This is a genomic window from Streptomyces longispororuber (assembly GCF_014656095.1).
Classification (GTDB): Bacteria; Actinomycetota; Actinomycetes; order Streptomycetales; family Streptomycetaceae; genus Streptomyces; species Streptomyces longispororuber.
Window position 1 is genome coordinate 15,832 of record NZ_BNBT01000059.1, and the last position, 15,775, is coordinate 31,606.

12 protein-coding genes are annotated in these 15,775 nt (G+C 74.2%); 10 read left to right on the top strand and 2 right to left on the bottom strand.

From position 1 onward, the window contains the following. Positions 1-5 precede the first annotated feature (5 nt). On the top strand, positions 6-2,156 hold the full coding sequence (locus IE330_RS19480) for a primosomal protein N' (RefSeq protein ID WP_190137334.1): 2,151 nt from the start codon (positions 6-8) through the stop codon (positions 2,154-2,156). A 233-nt stretch (positions 2,157-2,389) separates the two neighbouring features. On the opposite strand, the gene IE330_RS19485 is transcribed toward IE330_RS19480, so the two are convergent. Then, complete coding sequence (locus tag IE330_RS19485; protein WP_190137335.1) at positions 2,390-2,941, bottom strand: hypothetical protein; 552 nt, start codon at positions 2,939-2,941, stop codon at positions 2,390-2,392. A gap of 633 nt (positions 2,942-3,574) precedes the next feature. On the opposite strand from IE330_RS19485, the gene fmt reads away from it, so the two are divergent. Further along, complete coding sequence (fmt, locus tag IE330_RS19490; protein WP_190137336.1) at positions 3,575-4,507, top strand: methionyl-tRNA formyltransferase; 933 nt, start codon at positions 3,575-3,577, stop codon at positions 4,505-4,507. A gap of 206 nt (positions 4,508-4,713) precedes the next feature. Next, entirely contained in the window at positions 4,714-6,147 is a 1,434-nt protein-coding gene (locus IE330_RS19495; protein ID WP_190137337.1) for an RsmB/NOP family class I SAM-dependent RNA methyltransferase, read from the top strand. 368 nt (positions 6,148-6,515) lie between these two features. Here the strand turns inward: IE330_RS19495 and IE330_RS19500 are convergent, their stop codons facing one another. Then, a complete protein-coding gene (locus tag IE330_RS19500) occupies positions 6,516-8,657 on the bottom strand; it encodes an MMPL family transporter (RefSeq protein ID WP_190137338.1) in 2,142 nt (713 codons plus the stop codon). Positions 8,658-8,790: 133 nt separating this feature from the next. On the opposite strand from IE330_RS19500, the gene rpe reads away from it, so the two are divergent. The 7 genes from rpe to IE330_RS19535 all read left to right on the top strand — a co-directional run bounded on the left by rpe (position 8,791) and on the right by IE330_RS19535 (position 15,712). Next, positions 8,791-9,477 carry a ribulose-phosphate 3-epimerase gene (gene rpe / locus IE330_RS19505; RefSeq protein ID WP_190137339.1) on the top strand — a complete coding sequence of 229 codons (687 nt, stop codon included), beginning with the start codon at positions 8,791-8,793 and terminating at the stop codon, positions 9,475-9,477. A 193-nt stretch (positions 9,478-9,670) separates the two neighbouring features. Then, positions 9,671-10,720: a sugar-binding transcriptional regulator gene (locus tag IE330_RS19510; RefSeq protein WP_190137340.1), complete on the top strand. Its 1,050-nt coding sequence runs from the start codon at positions 9,671-9,673 to the stop codon at positions 10,718-10,720. 109 nt (positions 10,721-10,829) lie between these two features. Then, positions 10,830-11,234: a guanyl-specific ribonuclease gene (locus IE330_RS19515; protein WP_190137341.1), complete on the top strand. Its 405-nt coding sequence runs from the start codon at positions 10,830-10,832 to the stop codon at positions 11,232-11,234. A gap of 54 nt (positions 11,235-11,288) precedes the next feature. Next, positions 11,289-11,660, top strand: coding sequence for a barstar family protein (locus IE330_RS19520; RefSeq protein ID WP_190137342.1), 372 nt, complete (start codon positions 11,289-11,291; stop codon positions 11,658-11,660). Between the two features lie 209 nt (positions 11,661-11,869). Further along, entirely contained in the window at positions 11,870-13,312 is a 1,443-nt protein-coding gene (locus tag IE330_RS19525) for a GuaB1 family IMP dehydrogenase-related protein (RefSeq protein ID WP_190137343.1), read from the top strand. Positions 13,313-13,723: 411 nt separating this feature from the next. Then, complete coding sequence (locus IE330_RS19530) at positions 13,724-15,217, top strand: amino acid permease (RefSeq protein WP_190137344.1); 1,494 nt, start codon at positions 13,724-13,726, stop codon at positions 15,215-15,217. Positions 15,218-15,256: 39 nt separating this feature from the next. Next, a complete protein-coding gene (locus IE330_RS19535; RefSeq protein WP_030360443.1) occupies positions 15,257-15,712 on the top strand; it encodes an Lrp/AsnC family transcriptional regulator in 456 nt (151 codons plus the stop codon). The last annotated feature ends 63 nt before the right edge of the window (positions 15,713-15,775 follow it).

The window sequence follows — 15,775 nt, forward strand, 5'->3', positions numbered from 1 at the left end:
CTGCTGTGAGCAGCGAGAACGAGGAGGGTGAGCGGTCCGCCGGGGTGCAGCCCGAGCAGCTCGCGCTCATCAGGGACAGCGTGCGCAAGGCCAAGGTGCCGCGGGCCAAGCCGCGGACGTGGCGGGGGGCCGCGCTGGCCGGGTCGCTGCCGGTGGCGCGGGTGGTGGTGGACAAGGGGGTGCTGCACCTCGACCGGTACTTCGACTACGCGGTGCCCGAGGAGCTGGACGCGCAGGCGCAGCCCGGGGTGCGGGTGCGGGTGCGGTTCGGCGCCGGGACGCGGAACGTGCGCGACGGGCGGCGCGAGGGCGGCGGCCTCGTCGACGGCTTCCTCGTCGAGCGCGTCGCCGAGTCGGACTACACGGGCCCGCTGGCCGCGCTCGCCCAGGTCGTGTCGCCCGAGCGCGTGCTCGACGAGGAGCTGCTCGGGCTCGCCCGCGCCGTGGCCGACCGGTACGCGGGCAGCCTCGCCGACGTCCTGCAGCTCGCGGTGCCGCCGCGGCACGCGCGCGCGGAGGGGCTCCCGTCGCCGCCTCCGACCGCCGCGCGCCCGGAGCCGGACCCCGGCTCGTGGCGGAGGTACGCGCGCGGGCCGGAGTTCCTCGCTGCGCTGGCCGCGGGCGGGGCGCCGCGGGCCGTGTGGACCGCGCTGCCGGGGCCCCTGTGGGCCGAGGAGATCGCCCGGGCCGTGCAGGCGACGCTGGCCTCGGGGCGCGGCGCGCTCGTCGTCGTACCGGCCGGGCGGCCCGCCGCGCGTGTGGACGCGGCGCTGCGGGCGCTGCTCGGCGAGGGGCAGCACGCCCTGCTGACCGCCGACGCCGGTCAGGAGAGGCGGTACCGGGAGTGGCTCGCGGTGCGCCGCGGCGCCGTGCGCGCCGTCGTAGGCACGCGGGCCGCCATGTTCGCGCCGGTCAGGAAGCTCGGTCTGGTCGTCGTGTGGGACGACGGCGACCCCGGCCACGCGGACGAGAACGCCCCGTTCCCGCACGTGCGCGAGGTCCTTGAACTGCGCGCCTCACGGGACAAGTGCGCGTTCCTGCTGGGGGGTTGGAGCTGTACGGTCGAGGGGGCCCAGCTCGTCGAGAGCGGCTGGGCCGCGCCGCTCGCCGCCGACCGGGAGCAGGTACGCGCCGCCGCGCCGCTGGTACGGACCGTGGGGGACGGCGACCTCGCCCGGGACGAGGCCGCGCGGGCCGCCCGGCTGCCGAGCCTGGCCTGGCAGATCGCCCGGGACGGACTGCGGCGGGGCCCCGTCCTCGTCCAGGTGCCCCGGCGGGGCTACGTACCGCGGCTCGCGTGCGAGCGCTGCCGGGAGCCCGCCCGGTGCCGCCACTGCGCCGGGCCGCTGGAGGCCCGGGACGCCGGGCCCCTGGTGTGCGGCTGGTGCGGGCGGGACGAGGCCGCCTGGCACTGCCCGGAGTGCGGTGGCTTCCGGCTGCGCGCGCAGGTCGTGGGCGCGCGGCGCACCGCGGAGGAGCTGGGCCGGGCGTTCCCGGCGGTCCCGGTGCGCACCTCGGGGCGCGAGCAGGTCCTGGACACGGTGGGCCCGGCCCCCGCCCTGGTGGTGAGCACGCCGGGCGCCGAGCCGGTGGCCGAGGGCGGGTACGCCGCCGCGCTGCTCCTGGACGGCTGGGCCATGCTCGGGCGGCCGGACCTGCGGGCCGGTGAGGACGCGCTGCGGCGGTGGATCGGCGCTGCCGCGCTGGTACGGGACCAGGGTGAGGGCGGCACCGTGGTGGTGGTCGCCGAGCCGACGCTGCGGCCGGTGCAGGCGCTGGTGCGCTGGGACCCCGCCGGGCACGCCGTGCGGGAGCTGGCCGAGCGGGCGGAGCTGGGGTTCCCGCCGGTGTCGCGGATGGCGTCGGTGACGGGTACGCCCGAGGCGCTCACCGAGTTCCTGGGCCAGGCCCACCTGCCCCCGGACGCCGAGGTGCTCGGCCCGGTGCCGGTGCCCGCCGTCGAGCCCGGCCGTCCGCGCCGCCCCGGCGACGCGCCGCCGGGGGAGCGGTGGGAGCGGGTCCTGGTGCGGGTGCCGCCGGGCAGCGGCGCGGCGCTGGCCCGCGCCCTGAAGACGGCGCAGGCCGCGCGGATGGCGCGGGGCCTGGGGGCGCAGCAGGCGGTGCGGGTGCGGATCGATCCGGCGGACATCGGGTGAGACGGCCTCGGGCCGGGGCCCGCGGGGGCGGCCGGTGCGGGTCCATCGGTACAGCGGGCCCCCGGGCGCGGCGCGTGCCCGGGGACCGGAGCCCGAGCCCCCGGACACACCGGAGCCTCCGGATACACCGGAGCCTCCGGATACACCGGAGCCTCCGGATACACCGGAGGCCCCGGACACACCGATGCCCCCGCCCGCCGTCGACGTGACGGCGGGCGGGGGCACTCGTGTGGTCAGCCGTTGCGCGGGCCGGGGAAGGCGCTGGGGCGGACGTCGTCGCGCAGGCCGGGGCTGCCCGCTGTCGGCTGGGTCGGCATGGCCCTGGCCGCGGGGACGGAGGGGAGCGGGGGGCCCATGGGGACCGTGCGGGCGGTGGCGGCGGCGGTGGCCGGCTCGGCTGCGCGCTCCGGCTCGGCGGTGGTCGTGGCCTGCGGAGTGGTCCGCCGGGCGCCGTACCGGCGGTGCACCGCCTGCTTGGTGACGCCGAGCGCGGAGCCCACCGCGTCCCACGAGAAGCCCAGGGAGCGGTCGAAGTCGACCGCGGCGGTGACCAGCGTCTCGACGCTGTCCCGCAGTTCCTGGGCGAGGCGGACGGTCGGAGCGGGTGCGCGCCCGTACACGACGAAGCCCGCGGAGGGGCTGGAGCGACGCGGGCGGTAGACGTTGCCGAGCTGCGCGGTGAGGGTGCGCAGCGCGTCCACCTGCCGGCGGACCCGCTCGATGTCCCGCACCAGCAGGTGCAGGCTGGCCCGTGCCTGGGCGTCGTGGGTTGCGTGGTCGGCCATGAACAAGCCTCTCGAACCGGCGTTGAGGGATCGGGGTCGGGGAGTTGTCGACAAGGAAGGTCTGTGGTGCGGGGGAGTTCGGTGGTGCGGGGAGTTCTGTGGTGCGCGGGCGTTCGGTGGTGCGGGGACGGGCGGAGCGGGGGGACGTCGGTGTCCTGACTGCCTGACTGCCTGCCTGACCGCCGGGACGTACGGGAGGGAACTTTTGTGGTGATTGGTGGTGCTGGTAGGGGGTATGGGGAGTGGGCCGCGTCTGCCTCGTGCGGCCCGTTCCGGTCAACCTTTTCTTGACCAACGCGCTACGCCGTGTGTGGTCACGGTTGCAGGGCGTATCCGCATATGCGCAGGGCGCACGAGCGTGCGTACGCCCCCGGGGCGCCGCATAGGGCCGTGCGCCGTCGGGGCGCCACCGACGGGGCATCCCCCGGACGGCTCAGCGGCCGCCGCCGCGCTCGGCGCGGGCGGACGTGGGCGGCGGGCCCGTGGCGACGGCGCGGACCGGGCCCCGTGGTGAGGGCGGGCGGCCCGCAGGGGGCGGCACCGTGGCGGCCTAGACTGGTGCGCCGCCGTGCCCGCACGGCGCGTCGCCGCCGAGAGCCGCCGCCGACCCCCAGAAATCCGAGGTAGCACCCAGTGAAGCTGGTCTTCGCAGGCACCCCCGAGGTCGCCGTCCCCGCCCTGGACGCCCTGATCGCCTCCGGCCGGCACGAGGTGGCCGCCGTCGTCACGCGCCCCGACGCCCCCGCGGGCCGGGGCCGCAGGCTGGTGGCGAGCCCGGTGGCCGAGCGCGCGCAGGAGGCCGGCATCGAGGTCCTGAAGCCCGCGAAGCCGCGCGACGAGGAGTTCCTGGCCCGGCTGCGCGAGATCGCGCCCGACTGCTGCCCGGTCGTCGCCTACGGCGCGCTGCTGCCGAAGGCGGCCCTCGACATCCCCGCCCACGGCTGGGTCAACCTGCACTTCTCGCTGCTGCCCGCCTGGCGCGGCGCGGCCCCCGTACAGCACGCGATCATGGCCGGGGACGAGATCACCGGTGCCTCCACCTTCCTGATCGAGGAGGGCCTGGACTCCGGCCCGGTGTACGGCACGGTCACCGAGGAGATCCGCCCCACCGACACCAGCGGCGACCTGCTGACCCGGCTCGCGTTCGCGGGCTCCGGGCTGCTGGCCGCGACGATGGACGGCATCGAGGACGGCACGCTGACCGCCGTGCCGCAGCCCGCCGACGGCGTCACCGTCGCGCCGAAGATCACCGTCGAGGACGCCCAGATCGACTGGGCGGCCCCGGCGCTGCGCGTGGACCGCGTGGTACGCGGCTGCACGCCCGCCCCGGGCGCCTGGACCGTCTTCCGCGGCGAGCGCCTGAAGCTGATCCAAGCCGTGCCGGTGCCCGACCGGACCGACCTCGCGCCCGGCGAGCTGTCCGCGGGCAAGAAGAACCTGTACGTCGGTACGGGCTCGTACGCCGTGGAGCTGCTCTGGGTGCAGGCGCAGGGCAAGAAGCCCATGGCCGCCGCCGACTGGGCACGCGGGGTGCGGATCGCCCCGGACGAGCGGCTCGGCGCGTAGGTCCGCCGCCGGGGCCGGGGCCGGGGCCGGGGGACCGGTGGGCCGGGAGGCGGGTGGGAGGGCCGGGGCGGCCGACGTACGCTGAGGGGGTCCGCCCCGTGGCGCGCGCCCCGCGTACGCGCCGCCCGCCGCCCGGGACGCTCGCGCGTACCCGCGCCCGCACGCGGACCCCGTACCCACGCTCGTACCCCATCAGCGGAGCACCTTTGAACGACCAAGCCAAGCGCCGTCCGCGCAAGCCCGGCAAGCCCTACCGGCGGCCGCAGAAGGACCCCGTGCGCATCCTCGCCTTCGAGGCGCTGCGGGCCGTGGACGAGCGCGACGCGTACGCGAACCTCGTCCTGCCGCCGCTGCTGCGCAAGGCCCGCGAGCGCGACGAGGGGTTCGACGCGCGGGACGCGGCGCTCGCCACCGAGCTCGTGTACGGCACGCTGCGCCGGCAGGGCACGTACGACGCGATCGTCGCCGCCTGCATCGACCGGCCGCTGCGCGAGGTCGACCCGCCCGTGCTCGACGTGCTGAACCTCGGGGTGCACCAGCTCCTCGGCACCCGCATCCCCACGCACGCCGCCGTGTCCGCGTCCGTGGAGCTGGCGCGCGTGGTGCTCGGCGACGGGCGGGCGAAGTTCGTCAACGCCGTGCTGCGCAAGGTCGCGGGCGACGACCTCGACGGGTGGCTGGAGAAGGTGGCCCCGCCCTACGACGACGACCCCGAGGACCACCTCGCCGTGGTGCATTCGCACCCGCGATGGGTCGTCTCGGCCCTGTGGGACTCGCTCGGCGGCGGCCGGGGCGGCATCGAGGACCTGCTGGAGGCCGACAACGAACGGCCCGAGGTGACCCTCGTGGCCCGCCCCGGACGGTCCACCGCCGACGAGCTGCTGGACACGCTGGGCGAGGACAGCGCGGTGCCGGGGCGCTGGTCGCCGTACGCCGTGCGGCTCGCCGAGGGCGGCGAGCCCGGGCGCATCGACGCGGTGCGCCTCGGCCGTGCCGGGGTGCAGGACGAGGGCAGCCAGCTCGTCGCACTCGCGCTCGCGAACGCCCCGGTCGACGGGCCCGACACGAAGTGGCTGGACGGGTGCGCCGGGCCCGGCGGCAAGGCCGCGCTGCTCGCGGGGCTCGCCGCTGAGCGCGGGGCGGTCCTGCTCGCCTCCGAGAAGCAGCCGCACCGGGCCGGCCTCGTGGGCCAGGCCCTGGCCGGGAACCCGGGGCCGTACCAGGTCATCGCCGCCGACGGTACGCGCCCGCCGTGGCGGCCCGGCACGTTCGACCGGGTCCTGATGGACGTGCCCTGCACGGGGCTCGGCGCCCTGCGGCGGCGGCCCGAGGCGCGGTGGCGGCGCAGGCCCGAGGACCTGGAGGGGTTCGCCCCGCTGCAACGGTCGCTGCTGCACAACGCGTTGGAGTCCGTACGCGTCGGGGGAGTCGTGGGGTACGCCACGTGCTCGCCGCACCTCGCGGAGACCCGGGCCGTGGTGGACGACGTGCTCAAGCAGCGGGGCGGCGCCGAGTTGCTCGACGCGCGGCCGCTGCTGCCCGGGGTGCCGGGGCTGGGGGAGGGGCCTGATGTGCAGTTGTGGCCTCATGTTCATGGCACCGATGCGATGTACTTGGCGGTCATGCGGCGGGTGAACTGACCGGGGCCCTGGCGGGCCCCGGGCCCCGGGCTCGGGCCCGCCGGGGCTTCGCCCCTGGGCCCCCTTTTCGCGCTGCGCGCTTGTCCTCAAGCGCCGGACGGGCTGATTTGCCGTGCGCTTGTCTTCGCGTGCCGGACGGGCTGGGTTGTCGCGCTGCGCGCTTGTCCTCAAGCGCCGGACGGGCTGATTTGCCGCGCGTTTGTCGTTAAGTGCCGGACGGGCTGGGTTGTCGCGCGCTTGTCTTTGAGTGCCGGACGGGCTGGGTTGTTGCGCTGCGCGCTTGTCCTCAAGCGCCGGACGGGCTGATTTGCCGTGCACTTGTCTTTGAGTGCCGGACGGGCTGAGTTCTGTGCTGGTGTGTGGGGGAGTTATCCCGGGGTGTGGGTGGGGGGCTTTCGGGGCCACCAGACTTTTTCTCCTGCGTCCAGGAACAGGCTGGTGACCAGGATCGAGCGGACGATGAAGGTGTCCAGGAGGACGCCCAGGGCGACCGCGAAGCCTATTTCCACGAAGGCGACCATGGGGATGGTGCCGAGGACGGCGAAGGTGCCCGCGAGGACCAGGCCCGCCGAGGTGATGACCGCGCCGGTGGCGGCCAGGGCGGTCACCACGCCGGGGCGGGTGCCCTGGAGCCCTGCCTCCTCGCGGATGCGCGTGGTGAGGAAGATGTTGTAGTCGATGCCCAGGGCGACGAGGAACACGAAGACGAACAGTGGGAAGTCCGTCGTCTCGCCGGGGAAGTCGAAGACGTGGCGGAAGACGAGCGCGCTGATGCCGAGGGCCGCGGAGAACGACAGGATGACCGTGGCGATGAGCAGCAGCGGCGCCACGACCGCCCGCAGCAGCACGGTGAGGATCAGCAGCACCACCACGAGCACGAGCGGGATCACCACCTTGTCGTCGTGAATGGTGGCCTTGTCCATGTCGAGCAGTGTCGCGGTGCCGCCGCCGACCTTCGCGTCCGCGTCCGGGATCGCGTGCACCGCGTCCCGGACGCGCTCGACGGTGTCCTTGGCCTCGTCGCTGTCGGACGGGTCGGTGAGGACCGCCTCGTACAGGACCTTCCCGTCGTGCTCGGGCTTCGTGCCGGGCGGTACGGCGACCCCGGCCGGGTCCACGCCCTCGGTGCCCGCGACGACGCGGGCGACCTCCTTGGCCCGCGCCCGGTCGGCGACCACGACCAGGGGGTCGCCGGAGCCCGCCGGGAAGTACTTGGCCTGCACCTCCTGGCCCGTGACGGAGTCCGGCTTGTCGAGGAAGGCGTCGTCGTTGCTGACCCCGGCCGCGCGGAGCTGGAGCAGGCCGAGGGAGAGCGCCGCGAGCGCCACGGAGGTGAGGACCCAGGTCATGCGGGGGCGGCGCGCGACGAGGCGGCCCGTGCGGGCCCAGAAGCCCTTCTCGGCGGGGTCGGCGGAGCCGTGGTGCGGGATCTTCGGCCAGAACAGCCAGCGGCCGCAGATCACCAGCAGGGCGGGGAACAGCGACAGCATCGCGAGCAGCGCCACGGCCACGCCGATCGCGGCGACCGGGCCGAGGCCGCGCGTGGAGTTCATCTCGGCCGTGAGCAGCACCAGCATGCTCAGGACCACCGTCGCGCTGGAGGCGATCACGGCGGGCCCCGCCCGGTGCAGGGCGAGCGCCATGGCCTCGTGCCGGTCCTCGTGGCGGCGCAGCTCCTCGCGGTAGCGGGCCACCAGGAGCAGGGCGTAGTCCGTGCCGGCGCCGAAGACGAGCACGGTGAGGATGCCCGCGCTCTGGCCGTTGACCGTCAGGCCCGCGTGCTCGGCCAGGAGGTAGATCAGCGCCTGGGCGACGTAGAGGGAGACGAACGCCGAGAGGAGGGGCACCAGGAGCAGGACGGGGCTGCGGTACGTGATGAGCAGGGCGACCACGACGACGGCGCCCGCGGCGAGCAGCAGCGTGGAGTCGAGGTCGCCGAAGACCTCCGCGAAGTCGGCGTTCACGCCGGCCGGGCCGGTGATGTGGACGTCCAGCCCGCCCGCGCTGCCGCCCACGCGGTCGCGGACGTCGTCGACGGCTTTCGGCAGGTCGTTGTAGGTGTCGTTGTCCATGGTGAGCGGCACGTACACCTGGGCAGCCCGGGCGCCGTCGCCCTTCTTGTCGAACGCGGGACCGCGGGTCTCGTCGCCGCGGATCGAGTGGGACCGCAGTTGCTTGATCCCGGCGACGCCCTCCTGGACGCGCTCGCGGTCCGCGGCCGTCAGGGGGCCGTCCTCGCGCGCGTACACGACCACCATCGGCATGGACTCGGGCCGGAACTCCTCGGCGAGGTCGAGGACCTGGGTGGACTCCGCGGAGCGCGGCACCCAGGACGAGGTGGTGTTGTCCTGCTCGTCGGTGAGCTTCTGGGCGAACGGTGCCGCGACGACGAGGACGACCAGCCAGAACACGAGGACGAGCCATTTGGTGCGCCGGCCGCAGACCAGCCACGCCACTCCCTCGCGAGCCGCCCGGGGCCGCTCGCGTCCCGCCTTCCGCGTCCCTGGCATAGGTCCCCCCTGCCGCCCACGCGCCTCTGGTGGACGGCCAGCATGGCACGCGGCGCACGGGCGCGGGAGGCTGCCCGCAGACCATGGCGGGACCGGGGCGGGCGGGCGGCGCGGGGCATGGCAGGCTTGGGGCATGGCCGCGCAGATCAACCCGAGCATCCTGTCCGCAGACTTCGCCCGCCTCGCCGACGAGGCGAAGGCCGTCGACGGGGCGGACTGGCTCCACGTCGACGTGATGGACAACCACTTCGTACCGAACCTCACCCTCGGGGTGCCGGTCGTAGAGTCCCTGGCACGGGCGACGGAGACGCCGCTGGACTGCCATCTGATGATGGAGGACCCCGATCGATGGGCCCCGCAGTACGTCGAGGCGGGCGCGGGCTCGGTCACCTTCCACGCCGAGGCGGCCGCGGCGCCCGTACGGCTCGCGCGCGAGATCCGCGCCAAGGGGGCGCGCGCCTCCATGGCGCTCAAGCCCGCGACGCCCATCGAGCCGTACGAGGACCTGCTGCCCGAGCTGGACATGCTGCTGATCATGACGGTCGAGCCCGGCTTCGGCGGGCAGGCCTTCCTCGACATCATGCTCCCCAAGATCCGCCGCACCCGTGCGCTCATCGGCAAGCACGGCCTCGACCTGTGGCTCCAGGTCGACGGCGGCGTCTCCGCCGACACCATCGAGCGCTGCGCCGAGGCCGGGGCCGACGTCTTCGTCGCCGGGTCCGCGGTCTACGGCGCCGAGGACCCGGGCCGGGCGGTCCGCGCCCTGCGCGAGCGGGCCGAGGCCGCGACGGCGGACGCCGGGTGGGCCCCCGGTCACTGACCCCGCGCCGGCGGAGGGACCCCCTCCGCCGGTGACCGGGCCCTCGTCCGGCAGCGGGCCGGGGACCCGCCCGGCCAACGGCTTGGCCACGGGAACGTGAACGCAGTCCATCAGGGCTGATCACGTACGCGGGATCTGCGAGGATGAACAACGCATCCAGGTGTACGAATGTCGTGATCAGCAGTGAGCAGTCATGAGCAGTGAGGAGAGCGCCGTGTCGGCCATGTCGGCGGGTCGGTCAGCCATGCGGATGGGACCCGCGGAGCTGGTGCAGGCGGCGGCCATGGCCCGCCGCTTCTATCTCGAGGGCAAGTCCAAGATCCAGATCGCCGAGGAGTTCGGCGTCAGCCGCTTCAAGGTGGCCCGGGTCCTGGAGACGGCGCTCGAACGTGACCTTGTACGGATCGAGATCCGCGTGCCCGCGGAGCTGGACGCCGAGCGCTCGGACGCGCTGCGCGCCCGCTACGGCCTCCGGCACGCCGTCGTCGTCGAGTCCCCGACCTCCGCCGACGACCCCGACGACTCCCCCGATCCGGAGAACCTCGGCGAGGTCGCGGCGGGACTCCTCGGCGAACTGGTGACCGAGGGCGACGTGCTCGGCCTCGCCTGGGGCCGCTCCACCATCACCATGGCGGCGGCCCTCGAAGCACTGCCGCCGTGCACGGTCGTGCAGCTCACCGGCGTGTACGACGCGGGGACCGCCGAGCGCGGCTCGGTCGAGGCCGTGCGCCGCGCCGCGCAGGTCTCCGGGGGTGACGCCCACCCCATCTACGCGCCGATGCTGCTGCCCGACGCGGCGACGGCCGCCGCGCTGCGCCACCAGACCGGCATCGCCCGCGCCTTCGAGTACTTCGACAAGGTCACCGTCGCCGCCGTGTCCATCGGCTCCTGGGAGCCCGGCATCTCCACCGTGCACGACATGCTCACGGACGAGGAGCGCGCGCACTACGCCTCCCTCGGCGTCGCCGCCGAGATGTCCGCGCACCTCTTCGACGCCGAGGGCCGCCGCGTCGGCCGTGACCTCGGCGAGCGCTGCATCACGGTCGAGGCGGACCGGCTGCGCCGCATCCCGGAGGTCGTCGCGATCGCCGGGGGCCAGCGCAAGGCGGCGGCCATCGACGCGGTGCTGCGCTCCGGGCTCGTGACCAGCCTGGTCACCGACACGGCGGCCGCCGACCGCCTGCTGGAGGCCGGACCGGCGCCGCGCCCCGCGCTCGACCGCGCGGACCCCGACGGGAGCTGACCCGCTCCTTCGGAACGGCCCCGGCCGGACGCCCCGCACGGCGTCCGGCCGGGGCCGCTCCGGCCGTCGGCGGGTGCCGGGGCACGGCGGCTGTGGCAGCATCGGGCCCATGATCGTTCGGTCGGCCGGGCGGGTGCTCGGCGCGCTCCTGTGCTGCCTCGCGGTGCTCACCACGGGCTGCGGCACGGAGCGCGAGCAGGCCGGGCCCACGGCCTCGACGCCCGCCTGGGCGCGGGGCATGCCGGCCGTCACGGCCGAGCGGCTGCCCGCCGAGGCCCGCCGCACCCTGCGCCTCATCGACGAGGGCGGGCCGTACCCGTACCCGAAGGACGGCACGGTGTTCGGCAACTTCGAGGGCGAGCTGCCGCGCAAGCCGCGCGGCTACTACCGCGAGTACACCGTCCGCACCCCCGGCGAGCGCGACCGCGGCGCCCGGCGCCTGGTCACCGGGCGTGCGGGGGAGACGTACTACACGGACGACCACTACGCGTCGTTCACGGCCGTCCTCAGATGACGGAGGCGCAAGCGTGACGGAGGCAGGGAGCGTGACGGTGACGGAGGCGGGAGCGTGACGGGGGCCGGCGGGACGGACGGGCCGCTCGCGGGGGTGGCCGGGGCCGTGCGGGGCACGGGGTGGACCACGGTCGCCCTGGACCTGGGCGGCGTACGGGACAAAGGCGCGTTCATGGACCGGTGCGCCACCGCGTTCACGCTGCCGCGGTGGTTCGGGCGCAACTGGGACGCGCTGGCGGACTGCCTGACGGACCCGTCCTGGGCCCCGACGCCGCCCGGCCGCCTCGTGGTGGTCACCGGCTGGCAGGAGTACGCCCGTGAGGCGCCGGGCGACTGGGAGACCGCGCAGGACGTCTTCGCCGCGGCGGTGGACCACTGGCGCGCCACGGACGCGGCCCTGGAGGTCGTGCTTGCCCTCGGCACCTGACCGCGGCCCCGGATGCCGGGGCCGGTGCCGCCGCCCAGGCCGGGCCTGCGCGGGAAGGGCCTTTGGAGGATCTGACCAGCGCGTCCCGGGGGTGCCTGGGGGATCGTCCCAGGCGGCGCAGCACGTCCGGCATGGGACAATGAAGTACGTGCTTTTCCCCCGGCCGTCCGGTCCGGGGGCCACCTCTGATCGACTGGGATGAGCAGCACGTGCGTTTCCTCAATGACATCCAGCCTGCGTACGACCTGACGTACGACGACGTCTTCATGGTCCCGCGGCGCTCGGCCGTCGGCTCCCGCCAGGGCGTCGACCTCGCCTCGCCCGACGGCACCGGCACCACGATCCCGCTGGTCGTGGCCAACATGACGGCGATCGCGGGCCGTCGCATGGCCGAGACCGTCGCCCGCCGCGGCGGCCTCGTCGTCATTCCGCAGGACATCCCGATCGAGGTCGTCACCGAGGTCATCTCCTGGGTGAAGACGCGGCACCACGTCCTCGACACCCCCATCGTCCTCGCCCCCACGCAGACCGTCGCCGACGCCCTGTCGCTGCTGCCCAAGCGCGCGCACAACGCGGGCGTCGTGGTGGACGGTGACCACAGGCCGGTCGGCGTGGTCACCGACACCGACCTGAACGGCGTGGACCGCTTCACGCAGCTCTCCGAGGTCATGTCGAAGGACCTCCTGCTGCTGGACGCGGACATCGACCCGCGCGACGCCTTCAACAAGCTGGACGGCGCCAACCGCCGCTACGCGCCCGCCGTCGACAAGGACGGCCGCCTCGCGGGCATCCTGACCCGCACCGGCGCCCTGCGCGCGACCCTCTACAAGCCCGCCGTGGACGCCAACGGCAAGCTCCGTATCGCCGCCGCCGTGGGCATCAACGGCGACGTGGCGGGCAAGGCCAAGCAGCTCCTCGACGCCGGCGTGGACACGCTCGTCGTGGACACCGCGCACGGCCACCAGGAGTCGATGATCGCCGCGGTCAAGGCCGTGCGCGCGCTCGACCCGAAGGTTCCGATCGTGGCGGGCAACATCGTCGCCGCCGAGGGCGTGCGCGACCTGATCGAGGCCGGTGCCGACATCATCAAGGTGGGCGTCGGACCGGGCGCCATGTGCACCACGCGCATGATGACCGGCGTGGGCCGCCCGCAGTTCTCCGCGGTCCTGGAGTGCGCCGCCGAGGCCAAGAAGTACGGCAAGCACGTCTGGGCCGACGGCGGCGTGCGGCACCCGCGCGACGTGGCCATGGCGCTCGCCGCCGGCGCGTCCAACGTCATGATCGGCTCCTGGTTCGCGGGCACGTACGAGTCCCCGGGCGACCTCCAGCAGGACGCGAACGGTCGCTTGTACAAGGAGTCGTTCGGCATGGCCTCGGCCCGCGCGGTGCGCAACCGCACGGCCGAGGAGTCCGCCTACGACCGCGCCCGCAAGGCGCTGTTCGAGGAGGGCATCTCGCACTCCCGCATGTTCCTGGACCCGGCGCGCCCGGGCGTCGAGGACCTGATCGACTCGATCATCGCGGGCGTCCGCTCGTCCTGCACCTACGCCGGCGCCGCCTCCCTGGAGGAGTTCGCCGAGAAGGCCACCGTCGGCATCCAGAGCGCCGCCGGATACGCCGAGGGCAAGCCGCTGCACGCGAGCTGGAGCTGACCCCTTCCCGCCACGCCGACGGCCCCCCGCGAGCACGCTCGCGGGGGGCCGTCGGCATTTTCCCGGAGCTCCTGGGCAGACGGGTTCCCGGAGCCCCTGGGCGGGCGGGTTCCCGGAGCCCTGGGCGGACGGGAAAACGGAAGCCGGAGGTCCGTGCGCGCACCGGAGCAAAACGGGCGTCACGCAACGGACGAAAGGGGCGGCGCAACAAAGTCCCGCCAGGGCGGCAGTCACGCAACGATCTTGTGCTGATGCGCAACGTTGCTGCATTTCGGCTGGGAAGCGCAACCCCTTAGAGTCGGGCGCTGTACGTGGCGTGGCGGGGACTGCCTGCTCGGTGGGTTCCCGTGTTCTCCACGGGCTGCCGTGAGGTCCCGCCCACCGACCGACAGCGATTGAGGAGCCAGCCCGATGCTCGACCAGGGCGCACCCCCGCAGCCCCGCCCACGCCCCCAGGGCGTCGGTGGGCTCGGCAGCCGAATGACACGGCGCAAGCCGGTGGACCGCCTGATCGCCGAGGGTGGTCAGGGCGAGGGCGGCACGCTGCGCCGCACCCTCGGCATGTGGCAGCTCACCATGATCAGCATCGGTGCGACGCTCGGCACCGGCATCTTCGTGGTGCTCGGCGAGAGCGTCCCGAAGGCCGGTCCGGCCGTCACGATCTCCTTCGTGATCGCCGGTCTCACCGCCCTCTTCTCGGCCCTCTCCTACGCCGAACTGGCCGGCTCCATCCCGGTCGCGGGCTCCTCCTACTCGTACGCATACGCAACGATGGGCGAACTCGTCGCCTGGGTCTGCGGCTGGTGCCTGGTCCTGGAGTACGGCGTGTCCGTCGCGGCCGTCGCCGTCGGCTGGGGCGAGTACCTGAACGAGCTGCTCGACGGCACCATCGGCGTCACCATCCCGGACGCGCTCTCCGCGGCGCCCGGCGAGGCCGACGGCGCCCTCATCAACCTGCCCGGCCTGATCGTGGTGCTGCTCGCCATGGTGTTCCTGCTGGGCGGCGCCAAGGAGTCCGCCCGCGCCAACACGATCATGGTCATCGTGAAGATCGCGGCCCTGATCCTGTTCTGCGCCGTCGGCTTCACGGGCTTCAAGTCCGGCAACTACTCCGACTTCATGCCGCTCGGCGTCGCCGGCGTCAGCGCGGCCGGGGCCAGCCTGTTCTTCTCGTACATCGGCTTCGACGCCGCCTCCACCGCCGGTGAGGAGGCCAAGAACCCGCAGCGCGACCTGCCGCGCGCGATCATGCTCTCGCTGATCATCGTGACCGCGCTGTACGTCCTGGTCGCCGCGGTCGCCGTCGGCGCCTGGAACTGGAAGGACTTCGAGGGCTCCGAGGCGTCGCTGACCGCGATCATGAACGACGTCACGGGCCAGACCGTCTGGGGCACGCTGCTCGCCGCCGGTGCGGTCATCTCCATCGCCAGCGTCGTCCTGACCGTGCTCTACGGCCAGACCCGCGTGCTGTTCGCGATGTCCCGCGACGGCCTCGTGCCCAAGGCGTTCGCCCGGGTCAGCGGCAAGACCGGCACGCCCCGCGTGAACACCGTCCTGGTGTCGCTGTTCTGCGGCGCGCTCGCCTCCGTCGTCCCGCTCGGCAAGCTCGTCGACGCCACCAGCATCGGCACGCTCTTCGCCTTCGGCCTGGTCAACATCGCCGTGATCGTGCTGCGCCGCACCCGCCCGGACATGCCGCGCACCTTCCGGGTGCCGCTCGGCTGGCTCTTCCCGGTGCTCGGCTTCGGCTTCTGCGCCTACAACATGTACAACCTCGACGCGGTCACCTGGGCGGTCTTCGGTGTCTGGATGGCCGTCGGGCTCGTGTTCTACTTCCTGTACGGGATGCGCCGCTCCCGTCTGGAGACCGAGTCCGCCGCCGGGGAGGTCTCCACAGCGAAGTGACCCGCGTGCAGCGCCACGCAGAAAAGTGAACGACCCCCTGTGCGACTGAACGATCTCGACGAACGCATCGTGCACGCCCTCGCCGAGGACGCCCGCCGCTCCTACGCCGACATCGGCCAGCTCGTCGGCCTGTCCGCGCCCGCCGTGAAACGGCGCGTGGACAGGCTGCGGGCCACCGGAGCCATCACCGGGTTCACCGTCCGGGTCGACCCGGCCGCGCTCGGCTGGGAGACCGAGGGGTTCATCGAGATCTACTGCCGGCGCAACACCTCGCCGGAGGCGATCCAGCGGGGTCTGGAGCGGTACCCCGAGATCGCGTCCGCCTCCACCGTGACCGGGGAGGCGGACGCGATCGTGCAGGTCTTCGCCGCGGACATGCGGCACTTCGAGCGGGTGCTGGAGCGGATCGCGGGGGAGCCGTTCGTGGAGCGGACCAAGTCCGTGCTGGTGCTGTCGCCCTTGATGCGCCGGTTTTCTTCTGGTTCGCCCGCCTAGGGGGTGCCGTGGTTGGTTCGCTCGCGACTGCGGGTGCGATCGGGCTGGTCGCGCCCACGCGGC